Raw genomic sequence first — 26611 nt, 5'->3', positions numbered from 1 at the left:
GCTGAACCCTAGCCGGGAATTTCCAGCAGCAGCGTGACGGGTCCGTCGTTGACGAGCTCGACGTCCATGTGGGCGCCGAACACGCCCCGCTGCGCGTTCACCCGCGCGCAGAAGCGCTCGTACAGCGGCTCGGCGGTCTCGGGCCGCGCGGCGTCGACGAACGCGGGCCGGTTCCCGCGGCGCGTGTCGCCGTAGAGCGTGAACTGCGAGACGCACAGGATGTCGCGCTCGCCCAGTGCCTCGTTCATCTTGCCGTCGGCGTCCTCGAAGATCCGCAGCGCGCGCACCTTGTCGGCGAGCCGGTCGCAGTCGGCTTCCGTGTCGCTGTGCGTCACGCCCAGCAGGACCAGCAGGCCCGGCCCGATCGCGCCCGTGATCTCGCCCTCCACGGTCACGCTGGCGCGGCTGACGCGCTGGACCAGCGCCCTCAAAGGTCCCGCAGCTCCGCGGCCGCCTGCTCGGGCGCCAGCGCGCAGATGTGGACACCGGTCCCGATCTCGAACCCGGACGGCTGGCCGAGCCGGGGCTGGATCTCGATCCGCCAGCAGAAGTGCTCGGCGCCGCCCGGTGCGGTCCGGATCCAGAGGTTGAGCGGGGGCGAGGCGCCGAAGCGGGCCTTCAGCCGGCGCAGCCCGTCGGCGAGCAGCGCGGCCCCGGTCGGGCCTTCGTGCTCGAAGTGGGTGCGCGAGCGGCGCGGGACGAGCATCAGGTGGTACGGGGAGGAGGACGCGAACTTGGTCAGCAGCACGGCTTCGGAGTCGATGGCGACGACCCGCTCGCGGCGGCGGACCTCCTCCTGCAGCAGGTCGGCGAGCAGGTTGCCACCCATCGTCCGCACCGCGTACGCGCCGAAGCGCTCACGCTCGCGGGCGACGGCCGCCGGGACGAAGTCGAGCGCCATCAGCTGCGCGTGCGTGTGCGGGATCGACGACCCTGCCTGCCGGCCCTCATTGACGATCAGATGCCGGTACGGACGGTCGACGTGCGCGCGCATGCGCTCCCGCCAGCCGTCGACGGCGCGGACGACCTGCTCCACCGAGAGCTCCGACAGCGAGGCGACCGGCTCAGGGGCGTTGACGATGACCTCGTGCGCGCCCGTCGCGGGCTGGACGGTGAACAGGTCCGGGTTCGCGTCGCGCTCCGGGGCATCGGCGGCGGCGGTCAGCGCGGGGTACCGGTTGTCGAAGGCGCGCACGGTCCACGGGTCGGCGTCCGTGTAGAGCGTCGGCATCGTCTCGTCCTCGTGGCCCGGGAGGAACGGGTCCGATGCCGGGTCCAGCGGCTCGCCCGGAGTCACCGAGAGGCCGCTGTTGGGGCGGTCGGCCCGCGCGGCGGCGATGATCGTCTTGAGCCCGCTCAGCGGGTCGACGCGGACCTCAGGCACCGAGGTAGCGATCGATGTCGTCGTTGAGCTGCTTGTCCGAGCGGTAGGTCCCGTAGTGGACCTTCACCGACTTGCCGTTGCGGTCGATGAAGATCGTGATCGGGGCGTAGTCGGCGGCCTTGAGCTCGCGGCCGATCGCGTCGTCGGGGTCGGTGTAGGACGGGAACGGCAGCCACTGCTCGCTCAGGAAGCTGCGGGCGGCCCCGTCCTGGTCCTTGCTGTTGATGCCCAGGAACGCGACCTCCTTGCCGCGCTTGCTGGCGATCGACTCGAAGACCGGGAACTCGACGCGGCACGGCGCACACCAGGACGCCCACTTGTTGACCACGATCGGGTGGCCTTTGAGCGCGGCGACGCGGTCCTGGAACGCGGACAGGCCGCCGTCGAGCAGCTGGTTGGACTGCTCGTGCAGTGCTGCGAGTGGCGCGGGCGCGCCGGCGAGCTCCTCCCGGGCGTCCTCGAGGCTGTCCGGCGGATCGGTGGCGTTGTCGCCACCGCCGGACGCGCTGGTCAGGCCGATGACCACCACCGCGACGAGCGCGACGGCGGCGAGAAGGACGAGCACCTTGCGCATTTCGGAGCAGAGGGTGGCAGATCGACCGGCTCGGGCTACGAGTCTGCTTCAATAGTCCCTGACTCGCAGGGAGCACGACCGAGGGAACGCCGACCGGCGCCTGGAGCTCCCGCCCGCGGGTCCCCCTGGAGTGTCCGCCGTGTCGCGCGGCGTCCGCTTCTCACCGTCACTTCCAGAGCCGTCCATGGCTGAGACCACGCCAGTGGCCGATCCGGCCGCGCTGCCTTCAACCGAAGAGATCGAACGCGCTTCGGCGTTCACTCGTGAGCCGTTCCTGACCGAGGGCGAGGACCCTCAGCAGGCGCTTGCTCCGGGGACGCCGCGTCGCCGCGCGCTCGAAGCCGCGCTCGCCGAGCTCGACACGGGCGCGAAGGTCCCGTCGCCGCACTGGCGGCGCCAGTGGTCGTTGCTGCTGGGTCTCGAGCGGCTGCTGTCCCAGGATGAGCCGCACCTCGTCGACGGCACCGTGCTCTCCGCCCACCAGGTCGACGCGCTGTCGGGCACGCTCACCGCGCTGCTCGCCGACCGGCTCAAGAACGGCGACTCCGCCGCGCCGCCGATCGCCGAGCCGGTGCTCGCGCCGGTCGAGGAGCCGGTCGTCGCGGTCGACGAGGACGACGAGGAAGAGGACGAGGAGCCGGAGGTCGAGGAGGACGCGCCGGACTGGGACAAGGGCGCGGGCGAGGAGGACGAGGACGTCGCCGACGCGCCCGAGGACCCGAACGCCGGCAAGCGCTTTTGGTTCGAGCACGCGACGGGCGCGGGCAAGACGGTCGCGGCCGTCGGCTTCGTCGAGGCCTCGCGCACGGGCGGCGTCCTGATCCTCACCCACCGCCGCAACCTGGTCGACCAGTTCAACGGGGAGCTGCGCACGCGCGGCTACGCGAAGCGGCTCGCGCCGCCGCTGCTCGACCACCAGGACACGGCCAACGGCCCGGTCACCGTCGAGACCTACCAGTGGTTCGTCCGCAACGCCGGCCGCATCTCGGACGCGTACTCGATCGTCATCTGCGACGAGGCCCACACGGCGCTGGGCGAGAAGACCTCGGCCGCGATCCGCGCCTGGACCGGCCCCGTCTTCGTCGGCATGACCGCGACGGGCGCGCTGATCGCCCGCCACGTCACGGACCTGTTCCCGACGCAGACGTCGCGCTTCGACCTCGCGCAGGCCGCGCGCCGTGGCGTGATCTCGCCGCTGCGCTGCGTGCGGATCCCGCCGGGTCCGGGCGTGCGCACGATCGCCAAGGTGCCGCTCCGGCGCGGCGAGGTGGACACCGAGTTCGACCAGGAGATGTTGGCCCAGCTGTTGGATCAGCTGCCGTTCAACCTGGCGATCGCGGACCTCTACAAGACGCGCTTCAACGGCGTGCCGGGCGTCGTGTACGCCGCGGGCGTGCGTCACGCGTACAACGTCGCGCAGGCGTTCCGGGACGTCGGGATGAAGGCGCAGGCGGTCTCGGGTGAGACACCCAAGCGCGAACTCGCGACGATCCTCGCGCGCTATGAGCGCGGCGACATTGACGTGCTGGTCAACGCGCAGCTGCTCGCCGAGGGCTGGAACTCGCCGCGCGCGACAGTCTGCATGCACCTCGCGCCGACCGCCTCCAAGCGCATCTATCAGCAGCGCGTGGGCCGCGTCACGCGTCGCCATCAGGGCAAGGAAGCGGGCATCGTCGTCGACTTCGTCCATCCGGCGACCAAGCACGACGATCCGGTCGTGACGCTGCACTCGTTGCTGGACCGCGACGTCTACCGCGGCGGCGCGATCGTCGTGGGTCCGGTGCGGCGCGGCCGTGGCCGCCGCTTGCGCGTGGAGCGCCGCGTCCTGCCGGTGACGGCGGAGGAGAACCGGCGCATCGAGGTCTTCGAGCGCGAGCTCTGGCGGATCGCCGTCGAGCATCTGGACTACGGCGAGCAGGTCCAGTGGGCGGCGCTGGCGGGTGCGCGGGTCGCTCCCACCGGGTGGCGCCGGGCCCGGGCCATGCTGCACTTCGACCAGGGCGGCGAGCTCAAACGCACGTTCCTGATCACCGCGGTCGACCGCAACAAGAACCCGCAGCTGCGCTTGCGTGCGCTGCAGGAGATCGCCTCGGGGCGGGACGCGGAGGCGTTCGACCGCGCGCTGGACTTCGTCGAGTCCTGGCCGCGCGACGACAAGCGGGAGGGCGTGAAGGTCGTCCTGCAGGCGCTGGCCGAGAAGAAGATCGGGCGGCGCGACCAGGCCAACAACTGGATCTGGCGCTGCGCGAACATGACGCGCGAGGTCCACGAGGAGTACGCCGTCCAGCGCTGGCCCGAGACGAAGCGGCTGCTCGGCCTGCTCGTCAACTCCTCCGGGGGCGCCCACGCGCGTAACGCGCGCCGGCTCGTGGCTCAGGCCCGCCAGCAGGACCGTCGCCTGAGCGCCGCGCTGCTGGCCGCCGCGATCCCGCACACCGCCGAGGCGGGCGAGGTCATCAACGGCGCCCGCACGCGGATGTCCCGCAAGCCGGCCGCGCTGGCGCGCGAGCTGCTGCGCAACTTCCCGAAGGGTCGCGGCAAGGCCAAGCGCCGCCGTCGTCGCAAGGGCGCCGGGGAGGGCGTCGCGCCGGAGGCCGTGACGGCCGCCGCCGTGACGGAGAACGGCGAGCTGCTGGAGGTCGAAGGGGCCGAGGAGACGGTCGAGGCCGCCGCCCCGCGTTCGCGCGGGCGCTCGCGCCGGCGCGCCGTCGATGCCGATCCCGACGCGCCCAAGCGCAAGCCGCGCTCGCGGCGGGGGGCCAAGCCGGCCGCTGAAGAGCCCGAGACCGTGGAGGCCGTGGCGGAGGAGTCGGCCGCGCCGAAGCGCAAGCCACGCGCGCGCAAGCCCGCGGCGGAGGTCGTGGAGGTCGTCGAGGTGGCGGCCGAGGAGGCGCCCGCGCGCAGGCGCAAGCCGCGTGCTCGCAAGCCGGCGGCGGAGGTCGTCGAGGTCGTCGAGGTGGCGGCGGAGAAGCCCGCGCCCAAGCGCAAGCCGCGCGCCAAGAAGCCCGCGGCCGAGGTCGTTGAGGTCGTCGAGGCGGCGCCGAAGCGCAAGCCGCGTGCGCGCAAGCCGGCGGCGGAGGTCGTCGAGGTCGTCGAGGTGGCGGCGGAGAAGCCCGCGCCCAAGCGCAAGCCGCGCGCCAAGAAGCCCGCGGCCGAGGTCGTTGAGGTCGTCGAGGCGGCGCCGAAGCGCAAGCCGCGTGCGCGCAAGCCGGCGGCGGAGGTCGTCGAGGTCGTCGAGAAGCCGGCGGCCAAGCGCAAGCCGCGCGCGAAGGCGGCGGCGAAGCCCAAGGCGCCGGCCGCCCAGGAAGCGCTGTTCGACGCTCCGGCCGAGAAGCCGAAGCCGAAGGCCGCGACCAAGAAGAAGCCGGCGGCCAAGAAGAAGCCGGCCGCCAAGAAGAAGCCGGCGGCGAAGAAGAAGCCCGCCGCGAAGGCGAAGCCCGCGCCGGCCGTCGCGGCCGCGGCCGCTGCGGTCGAGGCCGCGGTGTCGGCGGCCAAGCGCAAGCCGCGCGCGAAGAAGAAGCCGCCCGCCGCCGCCGACGAAGGCGACAGCGGTTCCGTGCGCGAAGACGCCGCTGCATGAGGCTCGCCGATCAGGTCGCGGTCGTCACGGGCGGCGCGGCCGGGATCGGGCGGGCGCTGGCACTGAGGTTCGCGGCTGAAGGCGCACGTGGCGTGGTCGTCGCCGACCTCGACGAGGCGGGCGCCGAGGCGGTCGCGGCCGAGATCGGCGAGGGTGCGCTCGCCGTCGTCTGCGACGTCGCCGATCCCGCGCACGCCGAAGCGCTGATCGGCGCCGCCGAGAGCGCGTTCGGCCCGGTGGACCTGTTCTGCGCCAACGCGGGCGTGGCCGTCGGCGAAGGGCTCGGCGCGGCGGCCGAGTGGGAGCTCGCGCTCGGCGTCAACCTGCGCGCGCACGTCTACGCCGCCGAGCGGCTGCTGCCGGGCTGGCTGGAGCGCGGGACGGGCTACTTCCTCACCACCGCGTCGGCGGCCGGGCTGATCACGCAGATCGGCTCCGCGCCGTACGCCGTCACCAAGCACGCCGCGGTCGCGTTCGCCGAGTGGCTGTCGGTGACCTACGGCGCGCGCGGAGTCGGCGTCAGCTGCCTGTGCCCGATGGGCGTCAACACCGAGCTGCTGCACGGGTCGGGCGGCGCCGGGGCCGTCGTGAAGGCCGCGGGCGCGGTGCTGGAGCCCGACGAGGTGGCCGAGATCGTGCTCGCGGGCCTCGAGGCGGAGACGTTCCTGATCCTCCCGCACCCCGAGGTGCTCGAGTTCTACCGGCGCAAGGGCGCCGACTACGACCGCTGGCTGGCCGGGATGCGGCGGCTACAGGCGAGCGTCGCCGCTCAGCGCGACCCGTAGGCCGAGCCCGATCAGCACGGCGCCGGTGGCCCGCTCGAGCCACCGCCCGGCGCGGCTGGCCATGAACCCCGCCTTGGCCCGGCTGGCGAGCACCGCGAGCGCGCTGTACCAGACGCAGTCGAACGCGACGATCAGCGCCGCCATCAACAGCGTCGTCGCGAGGACGCTGGAGTCCGGACCGACGAACTGCGGGAACAGCGCCACGAAGAACACGGCGAGCTTCGGGTTCGCGAGCGACGTCACGAGGCCGTCGCGGAACGGTCGCTGCGTGCGTTCCGGAGCCTCGACCGCAGCGCCCGCACGCCGCAGCGACTGCACGCCGAGATAGACCAGGACGGCTGCGCCGGCGAGCTTGAGCGCCGCGAACGCGACCTCGGACGCCGCCACGAGCGCCGAGATCCCGGCGATCGACAACAGCGCCCATGTCACCACGCCGACCGAGTTGCCGGCGATCGTCAGCACCCCGGCACGGAACCCGCCGCGCAGCGCGCTGCGGAGCACCATCGCCGTCGCCGCGCCCGGCGTGATGGTCACGAGCACCGCGATCGGCAGGAACGCCCACAGCATCAATCGGCAAGCTTACGGCCTCGTCCGGGTACGGTCTTGGGGTGGCGCAGGGCCACCCGCAGGCGTACTTCGACTCCGATCAGGTCCTCGCTTCCAGCGAAGCGCTGGACCCTTCCCGGCTGCTCGCGGCCGTCCCGGCGCGCGAAGGCCTGCTCGTGCGCGAGGTCGAAGGAGTCGGCCTGGTCGCCGCCCGGCGCATCGACGACTTCACCCACGCCGTCGCGGACCTCGCCGGCGTGCACGCGATCGACGTCGTCTGGCGCGAGAACCCCGGCGAGCTCGAACCGCTCGAGACCCGCGCGCCCGACTTCGGCTTCCTCGCCGACGCCCCACCAGGCGTCGCGACCCGCCTGCTCGACGCGGCGCTGGCCGGGCCGGTCGTCTTCACCGGGCCCGACCCGGAGGCCTGGATCGCCTGGATCACCCACGCGCTTCCCGGCGGCGAGCGGATCACGTTCTCGACGGCCGGTGACGAGGACGTGCGCATCCGCGTCGCCGAGGGCGGAATCGACACCACCGAGCCCTGCGAGCTCCCGCCCAGCTTCTACGCGCGCGTCGCGCTCGAGCTGGCGCGGCGCGGCGTGCTCTTGGACGCGGTGGCCCGCCTCGAGGACGCCGACGGCCTCGCCCTCGCCGTGCACGGGGGCGCCACCGACCTGATCGCTCCGCACCAGCTTCCGCTCGCGCTCCAGCTCATCACCGAGCTCGCGGCGGCCGGCCACGTGCACGAGGCCGCCCGCGCCGCCGCTGCGCTGCCGCTCCACACCGCGCTGCCGGGCACCGCGCTCGTCCTGCGCGAGGAGCCGCCGCTGCCCGAGGTGATCGCACCCGAGCCCGAGGAGATCCTCGAGGCCGAGGTCGTCGAGGAAGCGGACGAAGCGCCGGACGCGACTGAACCAGAACCCGAAGTGGAAGAGGCGGAACCCGTGGACGACGAGTTCGTGATTCGCGACGACGAGATCATCTCCGTGCCGTTCGAGCCGGCCGTCGACGAGGAGCCGATCGCGCCCGGCCAGCCGATCCCGGACGACGTCGTGATCGAGGTGCCGTTCGACGTCGAGCCGGCCGAGGAGGCCGCGGAGGAGCCGCTGCCGGACGTGGACGCGTGGTCGAATCTGCTGTCGGAGCTCAAGACCGAGAGCGTCACGCCCGATGAGAGCCTGCCGGAGCTGGCAGAGCCGGAGCCCGAGGAAGAGGTCATCGAGGAAGTGGAGCTCGGGATCTCGCTCGCGGAGCTCGAGGAGTCGCTCAAGCAGGAGGGACGTGAATGACCACGGCGGAGTGGCAACAAGCGGATCGCGAGGCGCTTCCGGCGTGGCTGGACCTGCACGGCCAGGCCCGGAGGATGCCGGCCGGCGCGGATTCGCGGCTGCTCGCCGAGACCGCGCTGGCGCACGTGCTCCCGCTGCTGGACGAGTTGCCCGAGGACGTCCCGTTCGTGGGCGTGCACGCCCCGACCAAGCCGTCCGCGCAGACGCTCGAGCCGTGGCTGGAGCAGGTCGAGGCCGCGCGGGGCACGCCCGAGAGCGGCACGCTGCTCGCGGCGGGCGTGGAGCTCGGGCTGCTCGGCGTCGACCCGGACGCCGACGCGCGGGCGGCGGCGGTGATCGTGGAGGGCTTCGAGCTCGACACGGTGCAGCACGCGCTGACCGAGATCGGGCGCCAGGCGCTGCTGGACCCCTTGATCGGCTCGGTCGCCGAGCAGCTCGCGGACCGGGTTGCGACCGACGTCTCGCTGCGCCCGCGGCTGCGCGAGCTGTGCCAGAACGACGCGGCGATCGTGGCGCTCAAGCAGCGTGCGACCGCGCACCCGAGCCTCGCGGTGATGTCCGTCTACCTGTGGGCGGTGGTCGATCGCTACCCGGAGCGGCGCGCGCAGTCCGCGAAGACGCTGCTGATGCTCGACCCGCACGCGGTCGCCGACGTGCGCGCGCTGTGGGGCGAAGACGGGCCGAGTACGAAGGACGAGTACGCGGAGCTCCTGCGCGTGTTCCACGACGCTGAGCGGCGCCCGCCGGAGCTCGACGTCAAGCGCGCGCAGGCGCTGCTGATGGAGCAGCCGCTCGACGGCGAGCTCGACAAGGGCGACCCGCTCGCGCTCGCGCTGCGCGGCCTGCCGAACCACCTCGAGCTGCCCGCGTACTGCGCGTGGTACGCCGCAGCGCGCCGGCCGGGGCCGACGCACCGCTTCGACGCGTGGGGCCGGATCGCGGCGCGCGCGCTCGCGCCCACCCACGACGTGCCGCCGTTGCGCGCCGAAGAGCTGCTGCAGATCGTCGCCCGCGAGCTCGTCTCACCGCAGACGCTCGACGGCTACTTCGACGCGATCGAGCGCCTGCGCGACGCCACCGGGCACCAGCGCTTCGACGAGGCGCTGGCGTTCGCGCTCACCAACGCGCTGCACGAGGCGGACGATCCGCTGGAACTGCTCGCGGTCACGTTCAGCATCTGGTCCAAGGCCCCGAGCGGCGGCCAGACGCTGCACGACCAGATCCTCGCGCCGGCGGCGCGGCCCTATCGCCGCGGCGACGACGAGGTCCGCGCCCACCTGGGGCCGCGCCGTCAGGCGGAGTGGGACGAGTTCACCGCCCGCCACTCCAAGCCGCGCCGCTTCCTGCCGCGGTTGCGGGGAAGGGTTCGCTGAAGAATGGGCGATGCGCCTGATGTGGTGCAGGCGCCCGTGCCTCGGGCCGCACGCGACAGTGATGCGTGCCTCCGGCACGTGAGCGTCGTGGGTGGCGCGAGGTGCCGCGGATGTGCCGCAGCAGGTGTGTCGGGTTCTTCAGCGGGCCCGTTAGAGGTGCGCGCTCAGGGTGACTTCGCCGGCGGAGAGCGTGATTTCGCGCCCGTTGACGTCGACCCGCAGCGCGCCCGACTCGTCGATCCCGGCGCCGAGGCCTTCGCCGTCCTGCCAGCGCACACGCCGGCCGAGCAGGGCGTCGCGCTCACGCAGGGCGGCGAGCACCGACTCCCGGCCCTGACCCAGCCGCTTCTCGAGCGCGGCCAGCAGCGCGGTGAGCGTCGGCTCGACGTCGTCGGGCGTGCGCCGGAGCGAGCCTGCGACCTCGGCCGCGTCCTCGGGCAGCGCGGACACGTCGACGGCGACGTTGACGCCGATGCCCAGCACCGCCCACTGCGAGGCCTTGCTCTCGGCGAGGATGCCGGCGACCTTGCGCCCGTCCAGCCAGACGTCGTTGGGCCACTTGACGAGCGCGTCCGGGCCGGCCACGTCGGCGACCGCGAGCCCGGCGCGCAGCGGGAGCAGGTCGTCGAACTCGCGCAGGATCAGCGACGCCGCGATCGCCACGCCCGGCGGCGTGACCCACGTGCGGCCCTGGCGCCCGCGCCCCGCGGTCTGCTCGTCGGCGGTGACGAGCGTTCCGTGCTCGGCACCCTCCTCGGCCAGCTCGCGCGCGCGCTCGTTGGTCGATCCGATCGTCTCGTGATGCTCGCGGCGCTCACCCAGCTTCATCTCAGCTCCAGTTCATCCCCCGCGCGCACGCCGAGCAGCGCGGCGGCGCTGCCGCCGTTGACCGCCACCGCGACGTCCCCCGCGGAGTCCTCATAGATGACCAGTCCGCCGGGCTCCACGTCGCCGAACGTGCGGCCCACGGCCACCTCGTGCCCCGCGATGCGCACGGCGGACCGCGGCAGCGCGGCGTCCGTGATCAGGTTGCCGAACCCGTCGACCTCCACGACGTGGACCTTATCCCCGGGGAGCGCGGGGAGCCGCACGAGCTCGTCCCCATCGAAGCGCGGGCCGTCGGGCGCCTCGCCGAGCGCGAGGTGCGCCGCGACCGGGCCGAAGAGGTCGCGCCCGTGGAAGGTCGCGCTGACCGGCTCCAGTCGCCACGGCGACTCGCCCACGTCGACCACCTCGTCGATCCCGAACGCCGCCGCCGCGGGCTCGAGCAGGCCGTTGTCGGGCCCGACCAGCCAGCGCGCGCCGCAGCGGATGGCAACCGCGCGCCGGTCGCCGCCGACGCCGGGGTCGACCACGGCCAGATGCACCCCGGCCGGTGTGAACGGGAGCGCCCGCGCGAGCCGGCGCGCGCCCGTGCGCACGTCCTGCGCGGGAACGCCGTGCCCGAGGTGGATCACGCGCACGTGCGGCGCGATCCGCGCGATCACCCCCTCGACGACCCCGACGTACTCGTCGCCCGGCCCGTAGTCGGAGAGGAACGTGATCACTGGTCGGCGATCAGCGCCGCGATCAGGCCGTCGGGCGTGTGCGGGTCGGCTTCGATGTCCGGGGCGGCGGCGAGCTCCTGCAGCACGGCGGACGTCGCGGGGCCGATCGAGACCAGCTTCGGTCCGGAAAGCGAACCACCGGCGTCCGCGAAGAAGCGCACCGAGGAACCGGACGTGAACAGCAGGTAGTCCGCCTTCGCCGCGGCCTCGCGCGCCTCGTCGGACAGCGGCTCGGCGATCGTCTCGTACAGCGCGACCACGTCGACCTGCGCGCCCCGGGCCCGCAGCGCGTCCGGCAGCACGTCGCGACCCTCCTTCGCGCGCACGATCAGCACCCGCTCGACCGGGAGGTCCGCGAGCGCCTCGACCAATCCCTCGGCGACCGCCCGCTCCGGCACGACGTCCGGCTCGACCCCGTGCGCGCGCAGCGCCCGCGCCGTGCCCGGACCGATCGCGGCGACGGTCAGGCCCGCCAGCTCGCGCGCGTCGCGCAGGTGCGTGAAGAGCTGGTCGGCGCCGGTGGGCGAGGTGACGCACAGCAGGTCGTAGCCGCGCAGCGGCGGGAGCGCCACGTCCAGCGGCCGCGTGCGGATCGCGGGCGCCTCGACCGTCGTTGCGCCCAGCTCGCGTAGCTGCGCCGCCAAGGCGCTCGCCTGCGCGCGGGCGCGCGTGACGGCGACGGTCTTCCCGAACAGCGGCCGCTGCTCGAGCCACGCGATCTCCTCGCGCAGCGCCGCCACCGGGCCCACGAGCGTGATCGCCGGGGCCTTGATGCCCGCGGCGTCCTCGACGACACGCGCCAGCGTCGAGACGACCGTCTTCTGCCCGGGAAGCGTGCCGCGCTCGACCAGCGCGACCGGCTCGTCCGCGGGCCGCCCGCCCGCCTGCAGGCGCTCGGCGATCCGGGGCAGCGCCTTCACGCCCATGTAGAACACGAGCGTCCCGGGGAAGCGCGCCAGCGCGTCCCAGTCGAGCGACCCGTCCTCATGGCCGGTGACGAACGCGACGCCGCTCGCGTGGTCGCGGTGCGTGACCGGGATGCCCGCGTAGGCCGGCGCGGAGATCCCCGCGGTGACGCCCGGGACGATCTCGAACGGGATGCCCGCCGCGCGCAGGACCTGCGCCTCCTCGCCGCCGCGCCCGAACACGAACGGGTCGCCGCCCTTGAGCCGCACCACGGTGCGCGGACCCGTCCCGTACTGGATCAGCAGCCGGTCGATCTCCTCCTGCGGCATCTGCGGCCCGCCGCCGATCTTGCCCACATACACGAGCTCGGCGTCCTCGCGCGCGCCGTCCAGCGCGCCCGGCGGGATCAGGCGGTCATAGAGGATCACGTCGGCCTGCGCGATCAGCGCTTTCGATCGCACCGTCATGAGTTGCGGGTCGCCGGGCCCGGCGCCGACGAGGAAGACGGTCATGGGTTGGGTCCCGCGGTAGGAACGTCGGCGGTGCACGGCGTCATGCCGAGACCGCCCGCAACAGCTCGACCGCGCCGGCGTCGCGCAGGCGGCGCGTGAGCTCGGGCGCGTCCGCGCCCTCCTCGACGATGTACGACGAGCCGTCGGGCATGCCGACGAAGGCGCGCATGCGGCCCTCGAGGGCGAGGACGCCGATCGGGGTGTGGCAGGAGGCCTCGAGCTCGCGCACGACGTGGCGCTCGGCGTCCAGGGCCGCGTGCGTCGCGGGATGGTCGACGCTCGGCAGCTTCGTTCCCTCACGGGCCTGCACCGCGATCACGCCCTGGCCCGCGGCCGGGACGAACACGCCGTCGACCAGCTTGGAGCCGACCGACCGGCCCAGCCGCTGCAGCCCCGCCGCCGCGAGCACCAGCGCGTCGACCTCGCCCGCCTCACGCTTGGCCAGCCGCGTGTCCACGTTGCCGCGGATCTCGACGACATCGAGATCCGGCCGCCAGGCCAGCAGCTGGGAGCGGCGGCGCAGCGCTGAAGTCCCCACCCGGGCGCCCTCGCGCAGGTCACCCACGACGACGTCGAACGGGTCCGCGCGCCGCGGCGTGGCGACGATCGCGGTGCCCGGCGCGAGCTCGGACGGCATGTCCTTGGCCGAATGCACCGCGACGTCGATCTCGCCCGCGAGCAGCGCCGCCTCCAGCGCGCCGACCCAGCGCGACTTGTCGCCGCGCGCGCGGTCGACGTCGCCCGCGGTGGTGATCGTGACCAGCTCGGTCTCGCCGTCGATCAGCGCCGCGACAGCACGAGCCTGGGCCAGCGCCAGCGCGCTGCCCCGGGTCCCCAGGCGGAGCGCCGTCACCCGGCCAGCCGGCGGACCTCGGCGGCCTCCCCGGCCTCCGACGCCGCATCCTCTTCGAGGCCGAACAGCTCGCGCAGGAGCTTCAAGCGGGCGTGGCGGTGCTCGTCGTCCAGGGTCCGCACGCGCTCGGTCGGCTCGTGCAGCAGCCGCTTGACCACGGCCCGGGCCAGCGCCTCGACGCGCGCCTCGTCCTTGGCCGACAGCGACTCCCAGCGACCCGCGTTGGCCGCCAGCAGCTCGTTCACGACCGCGTCGCCGCGTCCTCGCAGCGCGGCCAGCGTCGGCATGACGTCCAGCCGCCCGAGCCAGCCCGCGAACGTCTGGATCTCCTCCTCGACGATCGCCTCGGCGTGCACGGCCTCGCCCTTGCGCACGTTCAGGTGCCCGCGGACGGCGCGCTGGAGCGCGTCCATGTCGAGCAACGTCACGCCGTCCACCGACGCGCACGCCGGGTCGATGTCACGCGGTACGGCGAGGTCGATGATCAGCAGCGGCCGGCCGCCGCGCACCGCGTCGAGCTCCTCCGGCCCGACGATCGCGTGCGGCGACGCCGTGGAGGACACCACGACGTCGGCGCGCTCGAGCTCGTCGGGCAGCTGGTCGAACCCGCCGGACTCGCCGCCGAACCGGGAAGCCAGCGCGATCGCCCGGTCGCGATGCCGGTTGGCGACGAACATCGTGCTCACGCCGTGCGCGTGGAACGCCCGCGCGACCTGCTCGGACGTCTCGCCCGCGCCCACGATCACGACGTGGCGCTGGCTCAGCTCGCCGATCAGCGCCCGCGCCGCGTCCACCGCGACGGTCGCCACCGAGGCGTGGCCCTCCGAGATCGCCGTCTCCGTCCGCACGCGCTTGCCGGTCGCCAGCGCGGCCCGGAACAGCTGGTTCGTGAGCGGTCCCGTGGTGCGCGCGGCCAGCGCGCGCTCGTAGGCGCGCTTGACCTGGCCCTGGATCTCGGCCTCGCCCACGACCATCGAGTCGAGCCCGCTCACCACGCGGTACAGGTGCCGCGCCGCGTCGCAGTTGCGCGCGCTGTAGAGCGGCACGTCCGCGGGCAGCGCCTGGATCGCCACCTCGGGCGACTCGCCCACGACGTACAGCTCGGTGCGGTTGCACGTGGACAGCGCGACCGCCTCGGTCACGCCCTCCAGGGCGACCAGCTCGTGCAGGAACGGCTCGATCTGACCGTCCAGCAGCGCCAGCCGCTCGCGCACAGCCAGGTCGGCCGTCTTGTGCGAGGCGCCGAGCGCCAGCAGCTCCATCACAGGCCACCCTTTCCCGGGAGAATCGCCCTCTGGGCGATTGCTCCCAGCGAAACGAGCCCGCAGGGCGAGGCTTCGCCGCTCACCGCGCAACGGTCTCCCGGTCGGTGGACTCGGCCTCACGCTGCTCGAGGGCGTCGACGACCTCGCCCAGGTCCTTCTCGATGCGTGCCAGCCGCCCGGCCATGATCGCGACGTAGATCAGCACAAGTGCGAGGAAGACGAGGTATGCGGCGGCAACGTACTTGCCGGCTTCGTCGAGGGGGAGGGCAGGCAGCATCAGAGCGTGGGCGCCGCCGACCGGCGCGGGTTGGGGGTGAAGCCGTCATCGGCGTTCGCCAGCTTGCGCTTGAGCGAGCGCAGGCGGAACGTCGCGTGCTTGGACGCGAGCTCGTACTTCCACAGCGTCACGAACAGGCACGCCATGCCGAGCAGCGAGACGATGAACGTGAGCCGCATCTCGCCCGGCATCGAGCCGCCCGTGGTGGACAGCACGCGCGGGTGCACGAGCGACTCGGCCATCCGCACGGCCGTGAAGTTCAGCGGCACGAACGCGCCCGCGACGATCGCGAACACGGCGGCGTAGCGCGCCTGGCGCTCCGGGTCCTCGATCGAGAACCGCAGCGGCTGGTAGCAGGCGTAGAGCAGGAAGACGATCAGGAAGCTCACCAGCGTGGGCTCGTCCCACGTCCACCACACGCCCCAGGAGCCGCGCGCCCAGATCGAGCCGGTCACGAGCGCGCCGACCGCGAGGATCAGCGACAGGTGGATGGCGACGTAGGAGCGCAGGTCGTGCAGGCGGTCGCCCGAGCGCAGGTAGCGGATGCCGTAGATGCCGCCCGCCACGAAGCCGAACAGCGCGACGATCGCCAGCGGCACGTGCAGGTAGAAGATCTTCTGGATGAACCCCTGGTCCGCGTCGTTGGGCGCGTAGAAGAACACCAGCGCGAACGCCCCCACGATCAGGGCGACGGTAATGAGCGAGAGGGTCTTCAGCCCCCGGCCGAACACAGCGTTCATTCCTCCAGCAGGAAGTCGAAGATCGCGTAGGCGAGCAGCCCGAACACGAGATCATAGAGGCCCAGGACCGCCAGCCACCGTGCCTCGAGCGCCCCCGCGCCGCCCTCTGTGAGCAACGGCGCACAGGCGCGCGCCGCCGCGATCACCAGCGGGACGCTGAGCGGGATGGCCAGCAGCGGGACGAGCAGGTCGCGCGCGCGGGTCTGGATCGCGAGCGCGGCGACGAGCGTCCCGATCACCGCGATGCCGGCGTTGGCCAGCAGCAGCACGACCACGAGCGCGGGTTGCAGCGACGGGCCGAGCAGCAGGATCGCGAACGCCGCGAGCACGAACACCTCGACCGCACACAGGAACAGGAACAGCACCGTCGCCTTGGCCACGAGCATCGACGTGCGGTCCACCGGGGCAAGCAGGAAGCCGTCGAAGCCGCCCTCCTCGCGCTCGGCCACGAACAGCCGGTTGATGCCCAGCACGGCCGCGAACAGCAGCGTCACCCACAGGATCCCGGAGGCGAGGTTGCCGCTCACCTCACGCTCGTCGAGCGCGAAGTGGAACAACACGAACGTGCCGATCGAGAACAGCACCATCGCGGGCGCGGCCTCGGGGGTGCGGCGCTGCAGGATCAGGTCCTTGCGGATCAGCGCGCCAATCGCCCTACGCATACAACGCCCGCACGTCGTCGACCGTCGCGCCGCGCTCGCAGAACGCGACCTTCCCGCCGCGCAGGCCCAGCGCCAGGTCGCCGCGGAACGTCGGGTCGTGGGAGATCACCACGCGCGTCCCGCCGCCGATCAGCGGGTCGATGAGCGCGGCCGCGCCCGGGTCCAGGCCCGCGAGCGGCTCGTCCAGCAGCAGCAGCTGCGGCTCGTGCAGCACCGCGCGCGCGACCGCGGTGCGCTGGAGCATCCCGCGCGAGAACGTGTGCACCGGATCGTCGGCGCGCGCGCTCATCCCGACCGCGTCCAGCACCGCGTCGACCCGCTCGAAGCGCACCCCGTGCAGGCGCGCGTGGAACTGCAGGTTCTCGCGTGCGGTCAGGTCGCGGTAGAGCAGCGGGTCGTGACCCAGGAAGCCGATCTTCCCGCGCACCGCCCAACCCTCCCGCGGCAGCTCGTGGCCGAGGACCTTCGCCGAGCCGTGGTGCGGGCGCAGCAGCGTCGCGAGGATGCGCAGCAGCGTCGTCTTGCCGGCGCCGTTGGCCCCGAACACCGCGAGCGTCTCGCCCTCCTGCACCGTCAGCGTCACGCCCGCGAGCGCGACCCGCTCCCCGTAGGCGCGGCCGAGGTCAGCCAGCTCGATCGCTCTCATGGTGCGACGAGTCCCCGCGCAGGGTGCGCACCACGTGCTTGAGCGTCGGCGCCAGCACCGGGAAGAGCTGGTCGATCGATTTCGGGGAGCCCGGGAAGTTGACGATCAGCGTGCGGCCGGCGATCCCGGACACGCCACGCGTGAGGATGCCGTGCGGCGTGTGCTTGAGGCCTTCGGCGCGCATCGTCTCCGCGAAGCCGGGCGCCTCGCGCTGGATCACCGAGCGCGTGGCCTCGGGCGTGATGTCGTTCGGCGTCAGGCCGGTGCCGCCCGTCGTGAAGATCAGGTCGCAGCCCGCGGCGACGAAGTGGTGCAGCCGGTCCTCGATCAGCGCGAAGTCGTCGGGGACGACCTCCATGCCCACGACCTCGCAGCCCGCCTCCTCGGCGGCGGCGGCCAGCTTGGGCCCGGAGAGGTCCTCGGCCTCGCGGCGTGAGACCCGGGTCGAGACGGTCAGGATCGCGGCGCGAATGGTCGGAGCCTATGCCGTCGTCGGTTCGTGTGCGCGCTGCGCGGCGGCGATCAGCTCCAGCACGGCGGCCTCGTCGCCGTTGCGGATGAGCTCGATCGGGTCCGGGTCGCCGTTGACGATGTCCTCGAAGAACGCCTTGCGGTCCTGGTAGGTCGGCAGCGTGCCCTTCGCCCAGCCGCGGACGTCGTTGAGCATGACCGCCAGGCGCGCGTACTCCTCGCCGTAGGTCTCCGCGATCTGGGTTTTCATGCGCTTGGCCAGCGCCGGCGACGCGCCCGCGGTGGAGATCGCGATCGCCAGCGGACCGACGCGCACGATCGCGGGCAGGATGAAGTTGCACAACGGCGGCACGTCGACGACGTTGACGAGCATCGCCCGCGCCTCGGCGTCGTTGTAGACGGCGATGTTGACGTCGGTGTCGTTGGTGGCCGCGATCGCCATGAAGGTGTGTTCGAGGTCGCCGCGCTCGTAGCGCTTGCGGACCCACTCGATCGAGCCCTCCTCGGCGAGCCGCTGCAGCTCGGCGTTGGCGTCGGGCGCGATCAGCACGACCCGCGCGTCGCAGGCCAGCAGGCCCTCGACCTTCTCGAGCCCGATCTCCCCGCCGCCGACGACGACGCAGCGCCGCCCGGTCAGCTTGAGACAGGCGATGTAGAAGGGCGTGTCGAGCATGTCCCGCACGCAGGTCTGGTCACAGATCCCACGGCGGTACTGGCAGACGCACTCTTTGCCGGCATAGGCCTGAGCTGGCATAGGGGTATCCACCGTACTAAGTCGTATGCGGCGTTACTTCGATCATCACTCCTTGCTACGGGAGGTGGTGAGCCATCGGCTCACTGCGCTCTCCGGTCCGCGGGCGCTGCTCGTCATGGCCGCGCACCCGGTCGCCTTCGCGGGCTTCTTCGCCCATACGGGGGCTTTGGACGATCCCTACGGCCGGCTGCGGCGCACGGGCCGCGTGATGGACGCGGTCGCGTTCGGCACCAAGCGTGAGGCGGAGCGCATGACCGCGCCCGTGCGGCGGGCCCACTCCAGGGTGAGCGGGGAGCTGCGCGAGGACGCGGGCCGCTTCCCCGCCGGCACGCCGTACCGCGGCGACGACCCGGAACTGCTGTTGTGGATCCTCGCCGCGCTCGCCGAGTCCGCGATGACCGTGTTCCCCCGCGCGGTGCGGTCGCTGACACGCGAGGAGCTCGACTCGCTCTGGCAGGACTACCGCGAGGTCGGCCGGGCGTTCGGGTTGCGCGACGACGAGATGCCGGAGGACATCGACGCCTTCGAGCGCTACATGGCCGACATGTACGCGAGCGGCGACCTGTTCGTCACCGACGCGGCGCGCGAGCTGGCCATCGACATCGTCCTCAAGCCGCCGGTGCCCGTGAAGTACATGGCGCTGCGGGAGTTGGTGAACCAGATCACGGTGGGCCTGTTGCCCGCTGGGTTGCGGCGTCAGTACGGGTTCAAGTGGGACCCGCTGCGCGGGGCCGCGCTCGTGGGGGCGGCGGAGATCCTGCGGCGCGCGCCGGTCCCTTAGCGCACGCGCGGGTCGAGCCGCGCCTGGAACGCGTCGGCCAGGAAGTTCGCGATCACGACGAGGACCACTCCTTCGAGCACGATCGCCTGGAGCACCGCCGCGTCGGACACGTTGATCGCGGCGCGCAGCGTCGGGAACATCCCGGGCAGTCCGAAGCCGTACTCGATCGCGGCGGCGTTGATGAGCATCGTCGAGACGTTCACGCCGGTGAGCGCGGCGATCGGCGGGGCGGCCGCGGGCAGCGCGTGGCGGTTGAGCACCCGTCCCGGCGCGAGGCCCTTCGCGCGGGCGGTGCGGATGAAGTCCTCGTCGAGCACCTCGCGCAGCGCGGCCTCGGTCATGCGCGCCACGAACGCCGCCAGCGGCAGGGCGACGAGGATCCAGGGCGCCCAGATCGCCTTCAAGAACCCGAGCGGGTCCTCGCCGAACGGCACGTAGTCGCCCTGCCCGGACACGAACGGCAGCGCCAGCTCGCCGCTGCTCCATGCGAAGTACACCAGCACGGCGAATCCGAGGAAGTACGGCGGGCACGACAGCAGGAACACGACCAAGGCGTGGATCACGCGCGTGCCCCGCGTCTCGGGCCGGGCCGCGGCGCGGCGGCCGGCGGCGAGGCCGATCAGCGTGCCGATCAGCAGGCCACCGATGAGCAGCTGGAGGTCGACCAGGCCGCGCTCGCGCAGCATCTCGCCGACCGGCGCCGCGCCATAGGTCGCGCACAGGTCGACCGTGCCCTCGCGGGAGAACCCGCATCCGCCGCCCGAGGAGTCGCCGAACTCGCCGCGCAGGAACGTGTCCGCGAGGAACCCGGGGATCTCGCGGACGGCCGCGCCGAGCGCCACGCCGTGGAGCGACGTGGCGAACAAGACGTGCGCGAGCGCGGTGGCCACGACGACGGTCGCGACGAGCGCCGCCAGCCGGCTCGCGAGGATGCGGTGCATCGCCTCTGGTATGGACCGCTTGACGATCGTGCGTCTACTGGTACGCTGAACGGACCAATTGAACCACCAGCATGTCCGTCGAACAGACCACATTCCGCCCGCTTCAGCGCTACGAGCAGATCGCCGAGCGCCTCGCCGCCGACATCCGCTCCGGCCTGTACGCGCCGTCCGAGCGGCTCCCGTCCGAGCGCGAGCTCGCCCGCACGCTCGAAGTGAGCCGCGCCTCCGTGCGCGAGGCGCTCGCCGCCCTCCAGCTGCAGGGCGTGGTGGAGACGCGCAAGGGCGCGGGCACGTTCGTGTCGGCCCGCCCGCCCGCGCCCGACGAGGCGCCGCACGACGCGAGCCCGTCCGCGGTGCTCGAGGCCCGCGCGCAGCTCGAGCCGGCCGTCGCGCGGCTCGCCGCCGCCCGCGCGCAGAGGGACGAAGCCGCCGAGAGGCTGCTCGCCGCGATGGAGGCCGAGCCGGTGGACATCGCCACCTGGAACGCGTCCGACCGGCTGTTCCACCGGCAGCTCGCGGCGATGACGGGCAACCCGGTCCTGCTCGCGTTCGCCGACCATGTGGCGACCTTGATGGACCAGCCGCTGTGGCAGCGGCTGCGCGACGACTCGATCGCGACCGCGGGGCGCACGCGCATCCACGTGGCCGAGCACCGCATGATCTACGAGGCCATCGTCGCCGGCGACGGCGATGCCGCGGCCTTCTACTCGGAGCAACACATCAACCGCGTCCGCGCCTACATGGAGCTCTCGTAACCCATGGCCCGTTTCGAAGGCATCATCCCCGCCGTCACCACGCCGTTCACCGCCGACGACCAGATCGACGTCCCGGCGCTGAAGGAGAACATCGAGCAGCTGATCGAGAGCGGCGTCCACGGCTTCGTCGCGACGGGCACGATGGGGGAGGCGGGAAGCCTCACCCGAGACGAGCGCGCGCTGGTCGTGCGCAGCGTCGTCGAGGCCGCGGCGGGCCGCGTGCCGGTCACGGTCGGGGTGTCCTCCGGCTCCGCGCGTCAGTCGCTCGAGTACGCCAACGACGGCAAGGCCGCGGGCGCGCAATACGTCATGGCGCTGCCACCGCTCGGCTACCGCGCGGACGCCGACGAGGTGGTCGCGTTCTACGCCGAGCTCGCCACCTGCGGGCTGCCGGTGATGGCCTACAACAACCCCGAGGCGTCGGGCCTGGACATGCCGGCCGCGCTGATCGCGCGCATCTCTGAGGAGGTCGAGGGCGTCGTCGCCATCAAGGAGTGCTCGGGCGACACGCGCCGCATCCCCGCGCTGCTGCACTCAGGCGGCGACCTCGAGGTGATCGTGGGCGGCGACGACTGGGCCCTGGAGGGCTTCGCGGCCGGCGCGATCGGCTGGATCACGGGCGTCGGCGTGCTCGCGCCGCGCGAGTGCGTCGAGCTCTACGACGCCGTCCGCAACAATGACCTGGCGACGGCGCGCGAGGTGTACCGCCGGCTGCTGCCCGTCGCCCGCTTCGACATGACCTCCAAGCTCGTCCAGTTCTTCAAGGCCGGCCAGGACGCCGTCGGCTTCAACGGCGGCCCGACGCGCGCGCCGCGCCTGCCGCTCAAGCCCGAAGAGGTCGCGGCGCTCGACGCCGCCCTCGCGATCCTGCGCGAGCCGGCGGCGGTCTAGGCCCGTGCGCGCCGCCCGCTACTTCGCCGCCGTCGACTCCCACACGGAGGGCATGCCGACGCGCGTGATCACGGGCGGCATCGGTCCGATCCCGGGCGCGACGATGCTCGAGCGCAAGCTCCACTTCGAGGAGCACCTGGACGAGCTGCGCCAGCTGCTGATGCGCGAGCCGCGCGGCCACGGCGCGATGTCCGGCGCGATCCTGCAGCCCCCCGCCCGCCCGGACGCCGACTGGGGCGTGATCTACATCGAGGTCTCCGGCCTGCTGCCGATGTGCGGGCACGGGACGATCGGGGTCGCGACGGTGCTGGTGGAGACCGGCATGGTCGCCGTCACCGAGCCGGAGACCGTGATCCGGCTCGACGTTCCCGCCGGCCTGGTGGAGGCGCGCGTGCAGGTCGAGAACGGCCGCGCGCGCAGCGTCACGATCCGCAACGTCGCCTCCTTCCTGCACGAGACCGACCGGACCGTGACCGTCCCGGGCCTCGGCGAGATCACCTACGACATGGCCTACGGCGGCAACTTCTACGCGCTCACCCCGGCCGCCGACGCGGGCCTGGTGGTTGATCCGGCCCGCTCGCAGGAGCTGATCGAGGCCGGCCTCGCCACGATGGCCGCGATCAACGCGCAGGCGCGTCCGGTCCACCCCGAGGACCCCCGCATCGGCGGCTGCCGCCACGTCGTCTTCCACGAGCCCGGCCGCGACGGCGCGGATGCGGTGGCGGCGACGAGCATCCACCCCGGCTGGCTGGACCGCTCGCCGTGCGGCACCGGCACGAGCGCCCGCCTCGCCCAGCTGCACGCGCGCGGGGAGCTCGCCACCGGCGACCCGTTCGTCAACCAGTCCGTGATCGGCACCCGCTTCACCGGCCGCGTCGCGGACACCACGACCGTCGCCGGCAGGCCCGCGATCATCCCCGAGATCACCGGCCGCGCCTGGATCACCGGCATGGGCCAGTACCTGCTCGACGCCGAGGACCCGTTCCCCGCCGGCTTCGCCCTGTAACAGTGGCCGAACGGAGCATCCACGCCACGGTACGCTCCCCGGGGTATGCCCGCGCGCGATGACGAGGTTCAGACCCTCGTCGAGCAGCTGAGCGCGCAACTCGATCGCTCGGTGCTCGTCGATGACGCGAGCTTGCGCCTGCTCGCGTACAGCCCGACGCTGGGCAGCGAGGACGAGGTGCGCCGCACCGCGATCCTCACCCGCGAGACCCCGCGGGTGATCCGCGACCTGCACTTCAGCCAGGGCATCGCGAACGCCACGCACCCCGTGCGCACCGCGCCGCGGCCGGACATCGGCCTCGAGTCGCGCGTGTGCGTGCCGATCCGCTGCCAGGGCGCGCTGTTCGGCTACCTGTGGCTGATCGACGCGGACCAGTCGCTGACCGATGCCGACTGCGACGCCGCCGAGCAGACCGCGGCGGAGATCGGCACCGCGATGTACCGCCGCGACGAGCTCGAGCGCCCGCAGCGCGAGCACGAGCTCAAGCTGCTGGAGATGCTGCTCGGCCCGGACCCCGGCGAGCGCGAGGCCGCCGCGCACGAGCTCACCGCGCAGGAGCTGATCCAGCCCCACGCGGGGATCGCCGTGCTGGCGATGCGTCCGTGGCGCGGCGGGGATCACGATGTCGAGCTGCCGGCGTCCGAGCGGGCGCGGCTCGGGCTCGCGCTGGACCAGTTCCGGCGGGCGCTGCCGCGCCGGCAGTCGCTCAGCGTCGTGCACGGCGAGCACGGCGTGATGGTCGTCGCGCTGGACGGCCGCCACGGCACGCTGGCCGAGATCGCGGCGCGTGCGCAGGACGCGCTCGACCAGGCGTTCGCGGACGGCCCGGTGCGCATCGCGCTCGGCTACAGCGGTCAGCATGAGCACCTGCGCGACGCCTACCGTGCGCATGAGCACGCACGGCTCTCATTGCGGGTCGCGGGCGCGCTTCCCGAGCACGGCACACCGGCCGGTTGGGATGACCTCGGCGCCTATCGCCTGCTCGCCCGCGCGGCCGAGACGCCGCACGCGCGGGAGCTCATCCACCCGGGCCTGCCGCAGCTGTTCGCGCTGCAGAGCAAGGAGTCGCTCGTGCAGACGCTGGAGGCCTATCTGGACAACGGCTGCGACACGAAACTCACCGCAGAAGCGCTGTTCCTGCACCGGGCTTCGCTGTACTACCGGCTGCAGCGGATCGAGGCCATCACGGAGACCTCACTGAAATCCGGAGCCGACCGGTTGGCCCTTCACTCGGGCCTCAAGCTCGCGCGGCTGGTGGGCACGCACCCGGCGTTGAGACGCACCAACGCCGACTAGTCACGGTTGCGACGTTGGTTTACGCTCCCGCGCTGCGGTTTCGACACATGCACGACGAGCCGCTGGCCGCCCGTCCACTAAGTTGAGGGACGGACGGAGGACAACCCGTGCCCATTGGAGGGGGGCGGAGAACATGAGCGCATATCGTTTGGCCGTATTCGGCTGCACGGCTCTGCTTGCGGTTGGCGCCGCAGCATGCGGCGGTGACAGCGGCGATGACGGCGGCAACAAGACCTCGGGCTCCACGCCTGAGGCTTCGGCGGGCAACGCCGACACGGTGATCCTCGGCACCACCGATACGGTGGCCGCACTGGACCCGGCCGCGTGTTACGACCTTGGTTGCCAGCAGGTCATCGGCAACATCTACCAGACCCTTTTGTCGGTTCCGGCGGGTCAGAACAAGCCCGCGCCCGACGCCGCGGAGAGCTGCGAGTTCAGCGATCCGAAGACGTACACCTGCAAGCTCAAGGCCGACCTGAAGTTCTCCAGCGGTGACCCGCTGACGGCCGAGGACGTCAAGTTCTCGCTCGACCGCATGGTCAAGATCGCCGACCCGACCGGCCCGTACACGCTGCTCGCGTCGCTGGACTCGGTCGAGGTGACCGATCCGACGACGGTCACGATGAAGCTCAAGAAGGAAGACGCGACCTTCCCCTTCATCCTCACGCACAACGTCGGCGCGATCGTGCCGGATGAGGCGTACCCGGCGGACAAGGTCCAGACCGAGGACAAGATCATCGGCTCGGGCCCGTACAAGCTGGACAAGTACACGCCCGCCCAGCAGGCCGTCTTCTCCACCAACCCGGAGTACAACGGCCCGAACAAGGCCCAGACGCCGAACTTCATCGTCCAGTACTTCGATCAGCCGTCGGCGCTGAAGCTGGCGATCGAGGGCGGCGAGGTCGACGTGGCCTACCGCACGCTGTCCCCGACCGACCTCGAGGACCTGCGCAACAAGACCGACCAGGGCGTCAAGGTCGTCGACGGCGCCGGCACCGAGATCCGCTACATCGTCTTCAACGTCGAGAAGGACCCGGTCAAGGACGTCGCGATCCGCAAGGCCGTCGCGCAGAGCATCGACCGCGAGGCGATCGCCCAGACCGTCTACAAGGGCACCGTCACGCCGCTGTACTCGCAGGTCCCGGCCGCGTTCCCGGGCGCCAAGCCGTCCTTCCAGGAGGCCTTCGGCGCCGCCGATCCGGCCAAGGCCAAGGCGATCCTCGACGAGGCCGGCGTCTCGACCCCGGTCGAGCTCGACGGCTGGTACACGCCCACCCGCTACGGCGACGCCGAGGCGGACATGTGGAACGAGATCAAGCGTCAGCTCGAGGCCACGAACCTGTTCAAGGTCAACCTCGACTCGACGGAGTGGGACCAGTACAAGGAAGAGGCGTTCGACAAGGGGACGTACTACTTCTATGGCCTCGGCTGGTTCCCGGACTTCCCGGACGCCGACAACTACCTGACGCCGTTCATGCGCGACGGCGGCTTCTTCCAGAACGGCTACAGCAACAAGGAAGTCAACAAGCTCCTCGACGAGGAGCTCGCGACCGACGACGCCGCTGTCCGTGAGGAGGCGTTCGGCAAGGTCCAGGACATCCAGGCCCAGGACGTGCCGGTCATCCCGCTGTGGGAGGGCAAGCAGGTCGCTGCGGTCCGTGAGGGCGTGGAGGGCGTCGAGAAGACGTTCGACCCGGCCTTCCTGTTCCGCTTCTGGCTCGTGACCAAGAAGGAAAGCTAAGTCGCATGAGTCGTGGCGGGTCGCTCCGGGGCTACATCCTCATCCGGATCGCGCTGATGATCCCGATGGTCTGGGTGCTCCTGACCACCGTGTTCTTGATGATGCGCGTGGCCCCGGGCGATCCGATCACGGCTTCGCTGGGCGGCAAGCTTTCGCCCGAGGAAGTGGCCGAGCGCCAGGCGGCGCTCGGCTTCGACCGCCCGTTGATCGTGCAGTACTTCGATTACCTGTGGGACGCCGTCCGCTTCCAGTTCGGGACGACGATCACGGACAATCAGACGATCGGCTCGCTGATCGTCGAGAACGGCGGCGCGACGCTCACGCTGACCGTCGCCGCGCTGGTGGTCGCGTTGGTCTTCGGGCTCCCGCTCGGGTTGATCGCCGGCCGCTACCGGGAGACCGTCCCGGACGCGTTCATCCGCGTGTTCGCGATCCTCGGCTACGCCGCCCCGCCGTTCTTCGTCGGGCTGCTGGCGCAGCTGCTGTTCGCGCAGAACCTGGACTGGTTCCCGGCGTCGAAGATGGCGTCGCCGATCGTGCAGGCGACCGCGGAGACGCACACGCACATCCTCATCGTCGACCTGGCGATCGAGGGCGACTGGGAGGGCGTGTGGGACGTGATCCTGCACCTCGTGCTCCCGGCCACGACGCTCGGCCTGCTCGTCATGGGCGTCTTCATCCGGCTCGTGCGCGTCAACGTCGGGCAGGCGCTCGGCGGGGACTACGTCGAGGCCGCCCGCGCGCGCGGCGTGCCGGAGCGGCGCGTCGTCTCGCGCCACGCCTTCAAGAACGCGCTCATCCCCGTGGTGACGGTGATGGGCCTGCAGGTCGCGCTGCTCCTCGGCGGAGCGGTGCTGACCGAGAAGACCTTCAGCTGGCCCGGACTGGGCAGTCGATTGCTGGATTACCTGACGAACCGCGACTACATCGGCGTGCAGGGGCTGATCACGTTCTTCGCGCTGATCGTCGTCGTGATCAGCGTGATCATCGACATCGTCAACGCGCTCATCGACCCGCGCGTCAGGTACTAAGG

Annotated in this window: 27 protein-coding genes; 11 read left to right on the top strand and 16 right to left on the bottom strand. The window is 72.3% G+C overall.

All coding sequences use genetic code 11. The features are described from left to right. Positions 1-8 precede the first annotated feature (8 nt). From dtd to OJ962_RS00910, 3 genes are read right to left on the bottom strand one after another with little or no spacing between them, the layout of a single operon-like run. Positions 9-431 (bottom strand): D-aminoacyl-tRNA deacylase, encoded by a 423-nt coding sequence (gene dtd / locus OJ962_RS00920; RefSeq protein WP_202954673.1) that lies wholly within the window; start codon positions 429-431, stop codon positions 9-11. Next, positions 428-1384 (bottom strand): galactose-1-phosphate uridylyltransferase, encoded by a 957-nt coding sequence (locus tag OJ962_RS00915; RefSeq protein WP_202954674.1) that lies wholly within the window; start codon positions 1382-1384, stop codon positions 428-430. Before OJ962_RS00915 ends, dtd begins: the two co-directional genes overlap by 4 nt. Continuing rightward, positions 1377-1958, bottom strand: a complete 582-nt coding sequence (locus tag OJ962_RS00910; RefSeq protein WP_202954675.1) for a TlpA family protein disulfide reductase — start codon at positions 1956-1958, stop codon at positions 1377-1379. The genes OJ962_RS00915 and OJ962_RS00910 overlap by 8 nt, the downstream gene beginning before the upstream one ends. Before the next feature lie 184 nt (positions 1959-2142). Between OJ962_RS00910 and OJ962_RS00905 the strand changes: the two genes are divergently transcribed. Together OJ962_RS00905 and OJ962_RS00900 are read left to right on the top strand one after the other, a co-directional pair. After that, complete coding sequence (locus tag OJ962_RS00905) at positions 2143-5538, top strand: DEAD/DEAH box helicase (protein WP_270006124.1); 3396 nt, start codon at positions 2143-2145, stop codon at positions 5536-5538. After that, entirely contained in the window at positions 5535-6323 is a 789-nt protein-coding gene (locus OJ962_RS00900) for an SDR family oxidoreductase (RefSeq protein ID WP_202954677.1), read from the top strand. Before OJ962_RS00905 ends, OJ962_RS00900 begins: the two co-directional genes overlap by 4 nt. On the opposite strand, the gene OJ962_RS00895 is transcribed toward OJ962_RS00900, so the two are convergent. Continuing rightward, positions 6288-6890 carry a LysE family translocator gene (locus OJ962_RS00895; protein ID WP_202954678.1) on the bottom strand — a complete coding sequence of 201 codons (603 nt, stop codon included), beginning with the start codon at positions 6888-6890 and terminating at the stop codon, positions 6288-6290. The two genes, OJ962_RS00900 and OJ962_RS00895, sit on opposite strands and share 36 nt — an antisense overlap. A 41-nt stretch (positions 6891-6931) precedes the next feature. Between OJ962_RS00895 and OJ962_RS00890 the strand changes: the two genes are divergently transcribed. Further along, positions 6932-8161 (top strand): hypothetical protein, encoded by a 1230-nt coding sequence (locus tag OJ962_RS00890; RefSeq protein WP_202954679.1) that lies wholly within the window; start codon positions 6932-6934, stop codon positions 8159-8161. Continuing rightward, positions 8158-9534 (top strand): hypothetical protein, encoded by a 1377-nt coding sequence (locus OJ962_RS00885; RefSeq protein WP_202954680.1) that lies wholly within the window; start codon positions 8158-8160, stop codon positions 9532-9534. The genes OJ962_RS00890 and OJ962_RS00885 overlap by 4 nt, the downstream gene beginning before the upstream one ends. A 150-nt stretch (positions 9535-9684) precedes the next feature. Here the strand turns inward: OJ962_RS00885 and OJ962_RS00880 are convergent, their stop codons facing one another. The 11 genes from OJ962_RS00880 to OJ962_RS00830 all read right to left on the bottom strand — a co-directional run bounded on the left by OJ962_RS00880 (position 9685) and on the right by OJ962_RS00830 (position 18086). Continuing rightward, a complete protein-coding gene (locus tag OJ962_RS00880) occupies positions 9685-10362 on the bottom strand; it encodes a biotin--[acetyl-CoA-carboxylase] ligase (protein ID WP_202954681.1) in 678 nt (225 codons plus the stop codon). Next, positions 10359-11081, bottom strand: a complete 723-nt coding sequence (locus tag OJ962_RS00875) for an SAM hydrolase/SAM-dependent halogenase family protein (RefSeq protein ID WP_202954682.1) — start codon at positions 11079-11081, stop codon at positions 10359-10361. The genes OJ962_RS00880 and OJ962_RS00875 overlap by 4 nt, the downstream gene beginning before the upstream one ends. Then, positions 11078-12499: a uroporphyrinogen-III C-methyltransferase gene (gene cobA, locus OJ962_RS00870; RefSeq protein ID WP_202955206.1), complete on the bottom strand. Its 1422-nt coding sequence runs from the start codon at positions 12497-12499 to the stop codon at positions 11078-11080. Before cobA ends, OJ962_RS00875 begins: the two co-directional genes overlap by 4 nt. 40 nt (positions 12500-12539) lie before the next feature. Beyond that, the gene (hemC, locus tag OJ962_RS00865; RefSeq protein ID WP_202954683.1) at positions 12540-13352 is read right to left on the bottom strand and encodes a hydroxymethylbilane synthase; all 813 of its coding nucleotides are present in this window, start codon (positions 13350-13352) and stop codon (positions 12540-12542) included. After that, the gene (hemA, locus tag OJ962_RS00860) at positions 13349-14614 is read right to left on the bottom strand and encodes a glutamyl-tRNA reductase (RefSeq protein WP_238931582.1); all 1266 of its coding nucleotides are present in this window, start codon (positions 14612-14614) and stop codon (positions 13349-13351) included. The genes hemC and hemA overlap by 4 nt, the downstream gene beginning before the upstream one ends. 82 nt (positions 14615-14696) lie before the next feature. After that, entirely contained in the window at positions 14697-14894 is a 198-nt protein-coding gene (locus OJ962_RS00855; RefSeq protein WP_202954685.1) for a hypothetical protein, read from the bottom strand. Beyond that, the gene (locus tag OJ962_RS00850; RefSeq protein WP_202954686.1) at positions 14894-15634 is read right to left on the bottom strand and encodes a cytochrome c biogenesis protein; all 741 of its coding nucleotides are present in this window, start codon (positions 15632-15634) and stop codon (positions 14894-14896) included. The genes OJ962_RS00855 and OJ962_RS00850 overlap by 1 nt, the downstream gene beginning before the upstream one ends. Next, a complete protein-coding gene (locus OJ962_RS00845; protein WP_202954687.1) occupies positions 15631-16296 on the bottom strand; it encodes a heme exporter protein CcmB in 666 nt (221 codons plus the stop codon). The genes OJ962_RS00850 and OJ962_RS00845 overlap by 4 nt, the downstream gene beginning before the upstream one ends. Continuing rightward, complete coding sequence (locus OJ962_RS00840) at positions 16289-16942, bottom strand: ABC transporter ATP-binding protein (RefSeq protein ID WP_202954688.1); 654 nt, start codon at positions 16940-16942, stop codon at positions 16289-16291. The genes OJ962_RS00845 and OJ962_RS00840 overlap by 8 nt, the downstream gene beginning before the upstream one ends. Continuing rightward, positions 16920-17402 (bottom strand): MogA/MoaB family molybdenum cofactor biosynthesis protein, encoded by a 483-nt coding sequence (locus tag OJ962_RS00835; RefSeq protein WP_270006135.1) that lies wholly within the window; start codon positions 17400-17402, stop codon positions 16920-16922. Before OJ962_RS00835 ends, OJ962_RS00840 begins: the two co-directional genes overlap by 23 nt. Positions 17403-17423: 21 nt before the next feature. Continuing rightward, positions 17424-18086, bottom strand: coding sequence for a precorrin-2 dehydrogenase/sirohydrochlorin ferrochelatase family protein (locus OJ962_RS00830; protein WP_202955208.1), 663 nt, complete (start codon positions 18084-18086; stop codon positions 17424-17426). A 148-nt stretch (positions 18087-18234) separates the two neighbouring features. Here OJ962_RS00830 and OJ962_RS00825 point away from each other — a divergent pair, with 148 nt between their 5' ends. Continuing rightward, positions 18235-18948: an oxygenase MpaB family protein gene (locus OJ962_RS00825; RefSeq protein WP_202954689.1), complete on the top strand. Its 714-nt coding sequence runs from the start codon at positions 18235-18237 to the stop codon at positions 18946-18948. On the opposite strand, the gene OJ962_RS00820 is transcribed toward OJ962_RS00825, so the two are convergent. Continuing rightward, on the bottom strand, positions 18945-19889 hold the full coding sequence (locus OJ962_RS00820) for an ABC transporter permease subunit (protein WP_202954690.1): 945 nt from the start codon (positions 19887-19889) through the stop codon (positions 18945-18947). The genes OJ962_RS00825 and OJ962_RS00820 overlap by 4 nt on opposite strands. Positions 19890-19960: 71 nt before the next feature. Between OJ962_RS00820 and OJ962_RS00815 the strand changes: the two genes are divergently transcribed. From OJ962_RS00815 to OJ962_RS00790, 6 genes are all read left to right on the top strand, one after another. After that, complete coding sequence (locus tag OJ962_RS00815; protein ID WP_202954691.1) at positions 19961-20644, top strand: FadR/GntR family transcriptional regulator; 684 nt, start codon at positions 19961-19963, stop codon at positions 20642-20644. Between the two features lie 3 nt (positions 20645-20647). After that, positions 20648-21535 (top strand): dihydrodipicolinate synthase family protein, encoded by an 888-nt coding sequence (locus tag OJ962_RS00810; RefSeq protein WP_202954692.1) that lies wholly within the window; start codon positions 20648-20650, stop codon positions 21533-21535. A gap of 4 nt (positions 21536-21539) precedes the next feature. Then, complete coding sequence (locus tag OJ962_RS00805; RefSeq protein ID WP_202954693.1) at positions 21540-22541, top strand: proline racemase family protein; 1002 nt, start codon at positions 21540-21542, stop codon at positions 22539-22541. A 45-nt stretch (positions 22542-22586) separates the two neighbouring features. Further along, a complete protein-coding gene (locus tag OJ962_RS00800; RefSeq protein ID WP_202954694.1) occupies positions 22587-23837 on the top strand; it encodes a helix-turn-helix domain-containing protein in 1251 nt (416 codons plus the stop codon). Positions 23838-23970: 133 nt separating this feature from the next. After that, positions 23971-25578, top strand: coding sequence for an ABC transporter substrate-binding protein (locus tag OJ962_RS00795; protein ID WP_202954695.1), 1608 nt, complete (start codon positions 23971-23973; stop codon positions 25576-25578). Between the two features lie 5 nt (positions 25579-25583). Further along, entirely contained in the window at positions 25584-26609 is a 1026-nt protein-coding gene (locus OJ962_RS00790; RefSeq protein ID WP_202954696.1) for an ABC transporter permease, read from the top strand. Positions 26610-26611 lie beyond the last annotated feature (2 nt).

This window comes from Solirubrobacter deserti (assembly GCF_027587175.1).
In the GTDB taxonomy this organism is placed as follows: Bacteria; Actinomycetota; Thermoleophilia; order Solirubrobacterales; family Solirubrobacteraceae; genus Solirubrobacter; species Solirubrobacter deserti.
Note: the sequence above shows the minus strand (reverse complement) of the source record. Positions and strands in the feature narration are given on the sequence as shown.

Coding starts and splice junctions, on each gene's coding strand:
- OJ962_RS00910 (WP_202954675.1), bottom strand. CDS start 1,958: ATGCGCAAGGTGCTCGTCCTTCTCGCCGCCGTCGCGCTCGTCGCGGTG.
- OJ962_RS00905 (WP_270006124.1), top strand. CDS start 2,143: ATGGCTGAGACCACGCCAGTGGCCGATCCGGCCGCGCTGCCTTCAACC.
- OJ962_RS00900 (WP_202954677.1), top strand. CDS start 5,535: ATGAGGCTCGCCGATCAGGTCGCGGTCGTCACGGGCGGCGCGGCCGGG.
- OJ962_RS00895 (WP_202954678.1), bottom strand. CDS start 6,890: ATGCTGTGGGCGTTCCTGCCGATCGCGGTGCTCGTGACCATCACGCCG.
- OJ962_RS00885 (WP_202954680.1), top strand. CDS start 8,158: ATGACCACGGCGGAGTGGCAACAAGCGGATCGCGAGGCGCTTCCGGCG.
- OJ962_RS00880 (WP_202954681.1), bottom strand. CDS start 10,362: ATGAAGCTGGGTGAGCGCCGCGAGCATCACGAGACGATCGGATCGACC.
- cobA (WP_202955206.1), bottom strand. CDS start 12,499: ATGACCGTCTTCCTCGTCGGCGCCGGGCCCGGCGACCCGCAACTCATG.
- hemA (WP_238931582.1), bottom strand. CDS start 14,614: ATGGAGCTGCTGGCGCTCGGCGCCTCGCACAAGACGGCCGACCTGGCT.
- OJ962_RS00855 (WP_202954685.1), bottom strand. CDS start 14,894: ATGCTGCCTGCCCTCCCCCTCGACGAAGCCGGCAAGTACGTTGCCGCC.
- OJ962_RS00850 (WP_202954686.1), bottom strand. CDS start 15,634: ATGAACGCTGTGTTCGGCCGGGGGCTGAAGACCCTCTCGCTCATTACC.
- OJ962_RS00845 (WP_202954687.1), bottom strand. CDS start 16,296: ATGCGTAGGGCGATTGGCGCGCTGATCCGCAAGGACCTGATCCTGCAG.
- OJ962_RS00840 (WP_202954688.1), bottom strand. CDS start 16,942: ATGAGAGCGATCGAGCTGGCTGACCTCGGCCGCGCCTACGGGGAGCGG.
- OJ962_RS00830 (WP_202955208.1), bottom strand. CDS start 18,086: ATGCTCGACACGCCCTTCTACATCGCCTGTCTCAAGCTGACCGGGCGG.
- OJ962_RS00820 (WP_202954690.1), bottom strand. CDS start 19,889: ATGCACCGCATCCTCGCGAGCCGGCTGGCGGCGCTCGTCGCGACCGTC.
- OJ962_RS00815 (WP_202954691.1), top strand. CDS start 19,961: ATGTCCGTCGAACAGACCACATTCCGCCCGCTTCAGCGCTACGAGCAG.
- OJ962_RS00810 (WP_202954692.1), top strand. CDS start 20,648: ATGGCCCGTTTCGAAGGCATCATCCCCGCCGTCACCACGCCGTTCACC.
- OJ962_RS00800 (WP_202954694.1), top strand. CDS start 22,587: ATGCCCGCGCGCGATGACGAGGTTCAGACCCTCGTCGAGCAGCTGAGC.
- OJ962_RS00795 (WP_202954695.1), top strand. CDS start 23,971: ATGAGCGCATATCGTTTGGCCGTATTCGGCTGCACGGCTCTGCTTGCG.
- OJ962_RS00790 (WP_202954696.1), top strand. CDS start 25,584: ATGAGTCGTGGCGGGTCGCTCCGGGGCTACATCCTCATCCGGATCGCG.